Raw genomic sequence first — 11,763 nt, 5'->3', positions numbered from 1 at the left:
TCTACGTCCACCAATCCAATAGGGACAACTACAACCGATAACACCATACAGGCGCACGCAGCTAACCCGACCACGTACCCGTCTCGGACATGTTTCCACACTGTGAGTGCGTCCACACCAGGATCGAAGATCTCGTTCGGCGGTACCGAACACCGCGCAAGGTTCAGCGCCCGCTAGTTTCGAGTTGACGCGTTCTTATCTCTGAAAGGCTTCATTTAATGCTCCCCAACACCACCACTCCGACAACATCCGAAGGCGGCACCAGCACTCCTCGCCTCGAGTCCATTCACAACTTCCGTGACGTCGCCGGACACGGATACTCGACAGCGAGTGGAAGTACCATGCGGCGTGGTGTCTTCTATCGGGCCAACGTACTCACCCCTACACCCGCAGATATGGCAGTCGTCGAGTCGCTCGGACTGACCGCCGTCTACGACGTGCGTTCCGAAGCGGAGGCTACGAAAACCCCGGACACGATGCCGGCCGCCGCGACATACACCCACATCCCGATCCTGCCGGGAACTATTCAAGAAACCGCTGTGTCTATCCGAACCATCGATGCCGCACAGGATTTCATGCGACTCCTGAACCGTACTTTTGTCACCGACGATGCCACCCGCGCCGGATTCTCACGGTTGCTCACCGCTCTCGCCACTACACCGGGGCCGCAGTTGTTCCATTGCACCGCCGGCAAGGACCGCACCGGATGGGCAGCGGCGCTGCTGCAGACGATGGCAGGTGTGCCGCACGAGACCATTCTCGACGATTACCTGCTGACCAACACCTACTCGAGCGCGTACGTTGACGAGACTGCCGACCGCATCGCACAGTTTGCGGTGGCGGGACGCGCCGACGTGGTTCGTGTGATGCTCACTGTCGACGAAAGTTACCTGGGTGCGGCGTTCGAGCAAGTCGAAGCCGATTACGCGTCTATCGAGAATTACCTGTACTCCGGTCTCGGACTCACGACCGCCACCATCGGAGCGCTCGAAACGAAGCTGATCGGCTGAGCATACAAAACACGGTGGGCGCGTAACCGAAATGGTCACGCGCCCACCGTCTTTGACAATCACACTAGCTAGAGAGCATCTAGTTCGGCAGCACTAGCTAGGCAGTGGCCCACCGGCTGCAATTGCAGACAGCGTGGCGAACTCGTCTGCCTTGAGCGAAGCACCGCCGACAAGAGCGCCGTCGACGTCAGCTTGGCCGACGATCTCTCCGACGTTCTTGGAGCTGACGCTACCGCCGTACAGGACGCGAACGCCTGCAGCGACGTCGGCGTCGGCAAGCTCGACGAGCGTTGCACGAACCGCCGCGCACACTTCCTGAGCATCCGCAGCCGAAGCGACACGACCCGTGCCGATGGCCCAGACAGGCTCGTACGCGATGACGATCTTGGAGATCTCCTCCGCGCTCAAACCTGCCAAGGAACCCTTGAGCTGTTCCACGTTGTAAGCGACGTGATCGCCTGCTTCGCGGATCTCGAGGCCTTCCCCGATGCACACGATCGGCGTGATGCCGTTCTTGAGCGCAGCCTTTGCCTTGGCGAGGACCAACTCGTTGGTCTCACCATGCAGGGTTCGGCGCTCCGAGTGTCCGACCACGACGTACGTGCATCCGAGCTTGGCCAGCATGGAACCGCTGATCTCGCCGGTGAATGCGCCGCTGTCCTGAGCCGAGACATCCTGCGCTCCGTAGGTGAGCAGAAGCTTGTCACCGTCGACCAGCGTCTGAATGCTACGGATGTCGGTGAACGGCGGGATAACCGTCACGTCGACCTTGTCGAAATACTTTGCAGGCAAGGCAAAAGCGATCTTCTGCACCAGGGCGATAGCCTCGAGGTGATTCAGATTCATCTTCCAGTTGCCGGCGATCAACGGCTTACGTGCCATGTCGGATCAGCCTTCCAGTACTGCGATGCCGGGAAGCTCTTTGCCCTCGAGGTATTCGAGGGAAGCGCCGCCGCCGGTGGAAATGTGCGAGAAGCCTTCGTCCGGGATGCCGAGCTGACGAACAGCCGCAGCTGAATCGCCACCGCCGACAACGCTGAACGCACCCTTGCTGGTTGCTTCCACGATGGCCTCGGCGACACCACGGGTGCCGGCCTCGAACTTCGGGAACTCGAACACGCCCATCGGCCCGTTCCAGAACACCGTCTTGGCCCCGGTCAGGATCGCCGCGAAGCGCTTGACCGACTCGGGTCCGATATCGAGCCCCATCCAACCGTCGGGAATCTCGTTGAACGGCACGACCTTCGACTCGGCATCAGCCGAGAAGGAGTCCGCGACAACAACATCCTGAGGGATGTGGATGACGTCCGCGTACCGGTCCAGGAGGTCCTTGCAGGTGTCGATCATGGATTCTTCGCAGAGCGAATTGCCCACGGACAGACCCTGAGCCGCGAGGAACGTGTAGAACATTCCGCCGCCGATCACCAGAGTGTCGACCTTGGGCGCGAGCGCCTCGATGACAGCGAGCTTGTCCGAAACCTTGGATCCGCCCAGCACAACCGCATACGGACGCTCCGCTTCCTGCGTGAGCTTGGCAAGTACCTCGACCTCGGCACCCACCAGGTAGCCCGCGTAGTGCGGAAGCAGCTTCGCGACGTCGAAGACCGAAGCCTGCTTGCGGTGAACAACACCGAAGCCGTCGGATACGAATGCGCCGTCGTCGCCGACCAACTCGACCAAAGCCTTCGCGAGCTTGACGCGCTCGGCCTCGTCCTTGCTGGTTTCACGCGGATCGAAACGAATGTTCTCGAGCATCAGAACGTCACCGTCGGTGAGTCCCTCCGAACGAGCCAAAGCGTCCTGTCCCACAACGTCACCGGCGAGCTGCACGTTGCGACCGAGGATCTCGGCCAGCTTGGCGGCTACGGGTGCGAGCGAGAACTTGGGGTCGGGCTGACCGTCGGGCCGTCCGAGGTGCGCGGTCACGATGACCTTCGCGCCGGCCTCGGCAAGTGCTCGCAGGGTGGGAGCGGATGCAACGATGCGACCCGGATCCGTGATTTCTCCGCCATCCAACGGGACGTTGAGGTCGGAACGCACCAATACGGTGCGCCCCTCGACCCCAGCGTCCAGCAGATCCTTCAGCGTCTGAACTGTCACTGTTATCGAAACTCCGCTCAGAGTGACTTGGCGACGAGGCCGATGAGGTCGGCCAGACGGTTGGAGTAGCCCCACTCGTTGTCGTACCAGGAAACGATCTTGACCTGGTCGTCGATGACCTTCGTCAGACCCGAGTCGAAGATCGACGAGTGCGGGTCGGTGACGATGTCCGAGGAGACGATCGGAGCATCCGTGTACTTGAGGATGCCCTTGAGGGGGCCCTCGGCTGCAGCCTTCATCGCAGCGTTGATCTCGTCGGCGGTAGCCGGCTTGCGCAGCTGTGCGGTGAGGTCGGTGACCGAACCCGTGGGGATCGGTACGCGCAGTGCGTAGCCGTCGAGCTTGCCCAGGAGCTGCGGGAGAACCAGGCCGATTGCCTTGGCTGCACCGGTGCCGGTGGGGACGATGTTCAGGGCAGCTGCGCGGGCGCGACGGAGGTCGCTGTGCGGAGCATCCTGGAGGTTCTGATCCTGCGTGTACGCGTGGATCGTGGTCATCAGACCCTTGACGATGCCGAACTCGTCATCGAGAACCTTGGCGATGGGGCCGAGGCAGTTGGTGGTGCACGACGCGTTGGAGATGATGTTCTGGCTGCCGTCGTACTTGTCGTCGTTGACGCCCATCACGATGGTGATGTCTTCACCCTTGGCCGGAGCCGAGATGATGACCTTCTTCGCGCCGGCTTCGAGGTGACCCTTGGCCTTGGCAGCGTCAGTGAAGATGCCCGTGGACTCGACGACGACGTCGACGCCCAACTCGCCCCAAGGAAGCTCGTTCAAGGGGCCGCGGTGCGCGAGTGCCTTGATGCGCTGATCGCCGACGACAATGGTGTCGTCGCCGTCGAGCGAAACGTCGTACGGCAAACGGCCGAGGATCGAGTCGTACTTGAGCAGGTGAGCGAGAGTCGCATTGTCGGTGAGGTCATTGACCGCGACGATCTCGATATCAGTGGTGCCCAGCGCCTTCTGCGCATCCACCGCCCTGAAGAAGTTACGTCCGATACGGCCGAAACCGTTAACGCCAACCCGGACAGTCACAATTCGCTCCTTAGAGGATCATTCTGGTGTGCAACTTGACCCACGCATGATCCGAGCTCGTGTGTGCACGACACGGACGTGGGGTTCATCGGTCGATGTGACTCTTACCCTAATGCGCGCGCCTCGAGCGCGCGCAGCCCACCCTGAAGAGGGGCAGGTGACGGGCTGGTCAGCCCTCTTCGAGCAGGTCGGAGTTAACCGCGGATTCGGTATCGGGGATACCCGTCTCCTTGGCTTTTCTGTCGGCCATCGACAGCAACCTGCGGATCCGTCCGGCGACGGCATCCTTCGTCATCGGCGGATCTGCCAGCTGACCCAACTCTTCGAGTGACGCCTGCCGATGTTCGACGCGCAGTGCGCCCGCAGCGGCCAGATGATCAGGAACATCCTCACCGAGGATTTCCAGAGCCCGCTCGACGCGTGCGGCGGCAGCTACTGCAGCTCTGGCGGAGCGTCGCAGGTTTGCGTCGTCGAAGTTGGCAAGACGGTTGGCTGTGGCACGCACCTCGCGGCGCATCCGACGCTCTTCCCACACCAGGCGGGTGTCCTGGGCGCCCATCCTCGTGAGGAGGTCGCCGATGGCCTCGCCGTCACGGATGACGACGCGATCGGTTCCGCGCACTTCGCGGGCCTTCGCGGAGATTCCGAGGCGACGCGCTGCACCGACCAGAGCAAGTGCGGCTTCGGGTCCGGGGCAACTGACCTCGAGCGCCGAGGAACGGCCGGGTTCAGTGAGGGAACCGTGGGCGAGGAACGCACCGCGCCACGCTGCTTCGGCATCGCCGACGCTTCCGCCCACAACCTGGGCGGGCAGTCCACGGACGGGCCGTCCCCGCAGATCGAGGAGTCCCGTCTGACGTGCGAGTGCCTCACCTTCTTTGGCGACGCGCACGATGTAGCGGGCGGACTTCCGCAGACCACCGGCGCTGAGCACGTGAACTTCGGCGTTGTAGGTGAACAAGTCGAAAATCTCACGGCGAAGCCGACGCGCAGTGGAACCCAGATCGACCTCCGCCTCCACGACGACGCGCCCACCGACAATGTGGAGCCCACCGGCAAATCGGAGCAGTGCGGAGACCTCAGCCTTGCGGCAGCTGACCTGAGTCACCACTAACCGGCTCAGTTCGTCCTTGACCTCCGCTGTCATTGCCACGAAGTGTTCTCCCTCTGTTCTGCTGCTGAATGGTCTGTGGACTCCCCGTTCGGGGAGTCGAATTTGCCTGCGCGCCCGGCCAGTTCGGCCAGGACCTCCGCGAGCCGCACCGGATCGTGTACGTGCGCTGACCCGGCTGCGGGGTCTGCGACTTCGGCGTAAACGACCTCCGCATGGAATTGATTGGCTGCGCGAGCCAAATGTTCACGCTCGCGGCCCGCCGGAACCGATGCAGAATCGACCACCACATAGTCGACCCGGAAATCGGGCACATGCTGGGAGAGTACGTGCAGGTGACGCTCTGCGGAGAATCCGGCAGTCTCCCCCGGTTCGGGCGCGAGGTTGAGCACGAGCACTTTCCGCGCTGCTGTAGTCGAGAGAGCTTCCACCAGTTCGGGGACAAGCACGTGCGGAATGACACTCGAGAACCACGAACCCGGACCGAGCACCACCAGGTCCGCTTTCCCGATAGCGGCCACAGCGTCGGGGCTGGCGGGCGGACTCGCCGGCAACAGGCGCACGCGTCGTACTTTGCCCGGAGTGGTCGCAACGGCCACCTGACCACGGATACACCGGCTGACGCGCGGATCCTCCTCCAAACCTTGGACGTCGGCTTCGATCTCGAGCGCGATCGGAGACATCGGAAGTACGCGCCCGCGCACACGCAACAGCCTCGCCATCTCGTCGAGGGCGAGGACAGGATCCCCGAGCACCTCGGTCAGACCAGCGAGAATCAAGTTGCCCACCGAGTGACCGGCAAGCGCGCCCACACCGCCGAAGCGGTGCTGAATGGTACGAGTCCAGTCTCTGACCTCGGGTTCGTCGGCAGCCAACGCTGCGAGCGCCATCCGGAGATCGCCCGGAGGAATCACGCCCAACTCGGCTCGTAATCGGCCCGAGGATCCGCCGTCGTCGGCAACAGTGACCACGGCCGTCACGTCGGAGGTAAGCCTGCGGACAGCTTGAAGCGTCGCAAACAATCCATGCCCGCCGCCGAGTGCAACTACCGCCGGTTCGCTGCGATTCTGCGCAACAGATTCGGTCATTCGCGGCCCAGATCTCGGTGCACGATGCTGACCGCGAGGTCGTCTTCACGCCCCAACTTGCGGGCAAGAGCTTCGGTCATAGCCACGCTTCGGTGCTTTCCACCGGTGCAACCCACAGCAATTGTCATGTAGCGCTTTCCTTCTCGACGATATCCGGCAATCGTCAGCTCGAGCAGATGCAAGTAGGTATCGAGGTAGTCCTCAGCGCCGTCCTGTGAGAGGACATAGTCGCGGACGTCGGCATCTTGGCCCGTGTGATCACGAAGTTCCGGAATCCAATGCGGATTCGGCAGAAAACGAACGTCGCACACCAAATTCACGTCGACCGGTAAGCCGTATTTGAACCCGAACGACTCAACCGTGACCTGCATGGTTCGATTGCCGGCGTTACCGAAAGCCGTCTCGATCTTCTGCCTCAACTGATGTGCTTTGAGCGATGACGTGTCGATCACCAGATCAGCCGCAGCCTTGACCACAGCCAACTGCCGACGCTCTGCAGCAATGCCCTCGGACAGGGTGCCGTCGATGCTCTCGTTCTGTAGGGGGTGACTACGACGAACGTGCTCGAACCTCCGGATCAAGACGTCGTCCGACGCCTCCAGATACAGGACGCGGGTGTGAATCGGTTCGGCTTCCAACTGGGTCAGAACCGAACCCAGATCTCCGGTGAAAAGTCGGCTACGCACGTCGAGTACAACTGCGAGGCGATCAACTGGCGGATCCGACGTGAGGCTCAGTCCGACCATCCGCGAAATCAATTCCGGCGGTAGGTTGTCCGCGACATACCAGCCGAGATCCTCGAGCACCTTGGCCGCCGTACTGAGCCCGGCGCCCGAAAGGCCGGTCACCAGAAGAACGTCCATGGTCCGACTGTCGTTTGCGCTGTCTGTGATCACTCGGCACTCTGCCCTGTCGTCGGCCTGGATGATTCGCTCGACGCAGAATCCGGTACCTGCCGGACCGACTGATCCGACATTACGAACTCTACGGCCTGTTTATCATCCCCTACCGAGCCGGACTGTGCGACGGCTTCAGAGTCTGTCGGTGTGGAATCGGGGGTCGTGGAATCGGAACCCAATGCGTCGAGGACCGCGCGTGCGGTGCTTGCGCCGATTCCGGGGACCTCCATGATCTCCTCGACGGTGGCCGTCTTCAGATTCGCGACGGATCCGAAATGTGTCACCAGTGCTGTACGCCGCGTCTCCCCTAACCCCTTCACAGCGTCGAGCACCGACGCCGTCATCCGCCGTGAACGCTTACTCCGGTGGAAGGTGATGGCAAAGCGGTGTGCTTCGTCGCGGATCCGCTGCAGCAGGTACAGCGATTCACTGGTGCGCGGCAAGATCACGGGATCTTCCTCGCCCGGCACCCAGACTTCTTCGAGTCGTTTGGCCAGGCCGACAACTGCGACGTCCGTGACGCCGAGTTCCTCGAGGACCGCCGAAGCTGCGTTTACCTGAGGTGAGCCGCCGTCAACGACAAAAAGATTGGGTGGATAGGCGAAGCGCCGTGGCCGGCCTGTTTGTGGGTCGAGCGCTGCTTCGGGAGCGAGATCGCCGCCGTCAGCGTCCATACCGGCGGCGGAATTCGCCAGAATCCCCAGGTCGCGGTTGTGCCGCAGGAAACGCCGACGCGTGATCTCGGCGATGCTGGCGACGTCGTCGGAATGACCGTCGCCGGCAGCTTCACGAATCGCGTAGTGCCGGTAGTCGGATTTGCGGGGCAGGCCGTCTTCGAAGACGACGAGCGACGCGACCACATCAGTTCCCTGCACGTGGCTGATGTCGACACACTCGATGCGCAGGGGCGCAGAATCCAGATCGAGGGCTTCCTGGATTCCCTGCAACGCTGCCGAACGGGACGTAAAGTCGCCCGCACGCTTGAGTTTGTGTTGCGCCAGAGCTTCTTTCGCGTTGCGCTGGACGGTCTCGGCAAGATCCTTCTTGTCGCCGCGCTGCGGAACCCGCAATTGCACTTGCGAACCTCTCAGCCCGCTGAGCCACGTCTGGAGCTCGGCGGCGTTGGGCGGAAGAACCGGGACGAGCACCTCTTTCGGTACCGCACTGAGCCGGACCTCGGGATCAGCACCGGGTTCGAGTGCAGCCTGCTCGCCGTAGAACTGGGTCAGGAACTGCTCGACCAGGATCGGGAGGTCGGACTCGGCATCGAGCGCCGCCCAGTCGATAGCGTCACCCGCCTTCTCCACGACCCATCCGCGTTGACCGCGCACACGTCCGCCGCGCACATGGAAGACCTGAACCGCCGCCTCGAGGTCGTCGGTCGCAAACGCGACCAGGTCGGCGTCGGTACCGTCGCCGAGAACCACGGCCTGCTTCTCGAGCGCCTTACGCAAGGCCCCGATGTCGTCACGCAAACGTGCTGCAGTCTCGAAATCGAGTTCCGCGGATGCCTGCTGCATCTTCTTCTCGAGGTCTCGGACCAACTTGTCGGTGCGGCCGGCCAAGAAATCGCAGAAGTCCTCGACGATCTGACGGTGTTCCTCGGGACTGACGCGTCCGACACACGGCGCCGAGCATTTGTCGATGTATCCGAGCAAGCAGGGCCGGCCGATCTGATTGTGGCGCTTGAACACTCCGGTGGAACACGTCCGGGCCGGAAAGACGCGCAGCAGCAGGTCGAGTGTTTCCCGGATCGCCCAGGCGTGTGAATACGGGCCGAAATACCGGACACCTTTGCGCCGGGGACCGCGGTAGACGAACAACCGCGGGAACTCTTCATTGAGAGTGACAGCGAGAACCGGATACGTTTTGTCGTCTCGATAGCGGACGTTGAACCGCGGATCGAATTCCTTGATCCAGTTGTATTCGAGCTGCAGCGCTTCGACTTCGGTACTGACAACCGTCCACTCGACGCTGCCGGCGGTGGTCACCATCTGCCGAGTCCGCGGATGAAGTGTGGTGACGTCCGCGAAGTACGAGTTCAGACGCGAGCGGAGGCTCTTGGCCTTGCCCACATAGATGACCCGACCATGCGGATCACGAAATTTGTACACTCCAGGCGCCGCCGGAATAGTTCCGGTAGCGGGGCGGTAAGTCGAAGGATCCGGCACAGTTCCACGTTAGCCGTCGCCACCGACCGATTCGGAAAGCACACTGCTGTGTACCCCGAATCGGTCGTGGCGTACGTCAGTTGTTCCTGTTCGCGGCGGGCGCGTATCGCTCGGCGATTTCGCGGAACTTCACTACCGCGTCGACGGCGCGCTCACCGTCGTTGGATTGGATCGCCATCACCGGCATGTACTCGTCGTCGGGCAATTCGACGCGAGCCCAGGCTGCGCCGTCGGGGAAGGACAATCCTTCGAACAGATCCCAGTCGACAATCTTCTCGCCCAGAATGTTGCGCACCGCGACGCCTCGCTTGCCTACTCGCACACGAGGTCTGGTGAGCAAAAACACACCGCCGGCCAGCGCGCATCCGATGGTGGCCATCGCGATCTGATCGGCGGCACGGAAGTACACGCCAGTCTCTCCATGGTGCAACGACAGTGCCAGACCGACGTGAACGATGACCAGGAGAACTGCGATTCCGATCGCGTACCGCGCCGACTTGTGCGACTTTGCGACAAGTTCCCAGTTGTCGTCAGGTGTACTCATCGAAACGAATCCTCGGTCCATGGCTGTCGTAGATGGCGCAGTGTGACTGCTGTGTCGAGAGCGGCGGCGCAAGCCTGCGCACCCTTGTCCTCGACACTACCGGGCAAACCGGACCGATCAAGGGCTTGCTGTTCGGTATCGGTGGTCAGAACACCGTTGCCGACGGGCGTGCTCTCGTCGAGCGATACCCGCGTCAAACCGGCAGTAACGGCGTCACAGACGTATTCGAAGTGCGGTGTGCCACCGCGAATAACAACACCCAGCGCAACGACGGCGTCGTGCGTCCGCGCCAAAGCCTGTGCGACGACGGGCAATTCGACGGCGCCGGCAACACGAACCAGAGTCACGTCCTTGATCTGAGCCTGCGCAGCCACCCGCTGAGCACCCGCGATCAAAGCCTCGGAGATGGTCGGATGCCACTGGCCGGCGACAATTGCCAACTTGAGGTCCTTGGCCTCCGAGATGGCGAGCGTCGGCTGTCCTTCGCCGCTCACACCGCACCGTCCTTCTGGCTAGCCTCGTACTCGTCGAGACCGATCAGGTCGTGGCCCATCCGGTCACGCTTCGTGCGCAGGTACGTGAGGTTCTCCGCGTTTGCACGCAACGGCATCGGTACACGGTCCGTGATCTGCAGGCCGTAGCCGTCCAGGCCGACGCGCTTAGCCGGGTTGTTGGTGAGCAGACGCATCGAGGAGATACCCAGGTCGACGAGGATCTGCGCGCCGATGCCGTAGTCACGAGCATCAGCCGGCAGGCCGAGTTCGAGGTTGGCGTCGACGGTGTCGGATCCGGCGTCCTGCAACTGGTACGCCTGCAGCTTGTGCATCAGACCGATTCCGCGGCCCTCGTGGCCACGCATGTACAGAACGACGCCGCGGCCTTCCTGCGCCACCATGTCCAGAGCCGCGTCGAGCTGAGGACCACAATCGCAGCGCAACGAACCGAAGACGTCGCCAGTCAGGCACTCGGAGTGCACGCGAACCAGTACGTCGCTGCCGTCGCCGTCGGGGCCAGCGAGATCGCCGCGCACCAACGCAACGTGTTCGACCTCGTCGTAAATGCTGGTGTAGCCGACAGCGGTGAATTCACCGTGACGCGTAGGAATGCGAGCCTGGGCAATCCGGACGACGTGCTTCTCGTGCTTACGACGCCATGAAATGAGGTCGGCGATCGAGATGAGTGCCAGGTTGTGCTCGTCGGCGAAAACTCGCAGCTCGTCCGTCTGAGCCATCGCGCCTTCGTCCTTCTGACTGACGATTTCGCAGATGACGCCGGCGGGGCGGAGGTCGGCCATGCGTGCCAGGTCTACAGCAGCTTCGGTGTGCCCGGGGCGACGGAGAACTCCGCCTTCCTTGGCGCGAAGCGGAACGACGTGTCCGGGACGAGTGAAATCGTTGGCGCCAGACTCCGGGTCAGCCAGAAGTCGCATGGTCGCTGCGCGATCGGACGCCGAGATGCCGGTACCGATGCCTTCGCGAGCGTCGACGGTCACCGTGTAGGCGGTGCCGTGCTTGTCTTGGTTGGTGGCGTACATCGGGGGGAGGCCCAGACGGTCGCAATCCTCGCCGTCCAGCGGAACACACAGGTAACCGGACGTGTAGCGAACCATGAATGCCACCAGTTCCGGGGTGGCTTTCTCGGCGGCGAAGATGAGGTCGCCCTCGTTCTCGCGATCCTCGTCGTCCACAACGACAACAGCTTTACCTGCAGCGATATCAGCTACTGCGCGCTCGATACTGTCGAACCTTGTCACGTGCTCGCACTCCAAAGTCTTGACTTTTCACATCATCGAATACAACGAGT

At 62.4% G+C, this 11,763-nt stretch carries 11 protein-coding genes; 1 reads left to right on the top strand and 10 read right to left on the bottom strand.

Features of this window, described 5'->3' with window-relative positions:
• Positions 1-218: 218 nt before the first annotated feature.
• On the top strand, positions 219-1,010 hold the full coding sequence (locus QM600_RS27440) for a tyrosine-protein phosphatase (protein WP_283264920.1): 792 nt from the start codon (positions 219-221) through the stop codon (positions 1,008-1,010).
• 93 nt (positions 1,011-1,103) lie between these two features.
• Here the strand turns inward: QM600_RS27440 and tpiA are convergent, their stop codons facing one another.
• The 10 genes from tpiA to QM600_RS27390 form a co-directional block, all read right to left on the bottom strand.
• Positions 1,104-1,892: a triose-phosphate isomerase gene (gene tpiA, locus QM600_RS27435; RefSeq protein WP_283264919.1), complete on the bottom strand. Its 789-nt coding sequence runs from the start codon at positions 1,890-1,892 to the stop codon at positions 1,104-1,106.
• A gap of 6 nt (positions 1,893-1,898) precedes the next feature.
• Positions 1,899-3,110 (bottom strand): phosphoglycerate kinase, encoded by a 1,212-nt coding sequence (locus QM600_RS27430; RefSeq protein WP_283264918.1) that lies wholly within the window; start codon positions 3,108-3,110, stop codon positions 1,899-1,901.
• A gap of 17 nt (positions 3,111-3,127) precedes the next feature.
• Entirely contained in the window at positions 3,128-4,147 is a 1,020-nt protein-coding gene (gene gap / locus QM600_RS27425) for a type I glyceraldehyde-3-phosphate dehydrogenase (protein ID WP_094272793.1), read from the bottom strand.
• Between the two features lie 169 nt (positions 4,148-4,316).
• On the bottom strand, positions 4,317-5,300 hold the full coding sequence (gene whiA, locus QM600_RS27420) for a DNA-binding protein WhiA (RefSeq protein WP_283264917.1): 984 nt from the start codon (positions 5,298-5,300) through the stop codon (positions 4,317-4,319).
• On the bottom strand, positions 5,291-6,346 hold the full coding sequence (locus QM600_RS27415) for a gluconeogenesis factor YvcK family protein (RefSeq protein WP_283264916.1): 1,056 nt from the start codon (positions 6,344-6,346) through the stop codon (positions 5,291-5,293). Before QM600_RS27415 ends, whiA begins: the two co-directional genes overlap by 10 nt.
• The gene (gene rapZ, locus QM600_RS27410) at positions 6,343-7,242 is read right to left on the bottom strand and encodes an RNase adapter RapZ (protein WP_283264915.1); all 900 of its coding nucleotides are present in this window, start codon (positions 7,240-7,242) and stop codon (positions 6,343-6,345) included. The genes QM600_RS27415 and rapZ overlap by 4 nt, the downstream gene beginning before the upstream one ends.
• Complete coding sequence (gene uvrC / locus QM600_RS27405; protein ID WP_283264914.1) at positions 7,239-9,416, bottom strand: excinuclease ABC subunit UvrC; 2,178 nt, start codon at positions 9,414-9,416, stop codon at positions 7,239-7,241. Before uvrC ends, rapZ begins: the two co-directional genes overlap by 4 nt.
• A 76-nt stretch (positions 9,417-9,492) precedes the next feature.
• On the bottom strand, positions 9,493-9,960 hold the full coding sequence (locus QM600_RS27400; protein ID WP_283264913.1) for a PH domain-containing protein: 468 nt from the start codon (positions 9,958-9,960) through the stop codon (positions 9,493-9,495).
• Entirely contained in the window at positions 9,957-10,454 is a 498-nt protein-coding gene (ribH, locus tag QM600_RS27395) for a 6,7-dimethyl-8-ribityllumazine synthase (RefSeq protein ID WP_283264912.1), read from the bottom strand. The genes QM600_RS27400 and ribH overlap by 4 nt, the downstream gene beginning before the upstream one ends.
• Positions 10,451-11,713 carry a bifunctional 3,4-dihydroxy-2-butanone-4-phosphate synthase/GTP cyclohydrolase II gene (locus QM600_RS27390; protein ID WP_283264911.1) on the bottom strand — a complete coding sequence of 421 codons (1,263 nt, stop codon included), beginning with the start codon at positions 11,711-11,713 and terminating at the stop codon, positions 10,451-10,453. Before QM600_RS27390 ends, ribH begins: the two co-directional genes overlap by 4 nt.
• Positions 11,714-11,763 lie beyond the last annotated feature (50 nt).

The organism is Rhodococcus sp. IEGM 1379 (assembly GCF_030056815.1).
In the GTDB taxonomy this organism is placed as follows: domain Bacteria; phylum Actinomycetota; class Actinomycetes; order Mycobacteriales; family Mycobacteriaceae; genus Rhodococcus_F.
The sequence above is the reverse complement of the archived record's forward strand: the minus strand, read 5'-3'. Positions and strand labels throughout refer to the sequence as shown.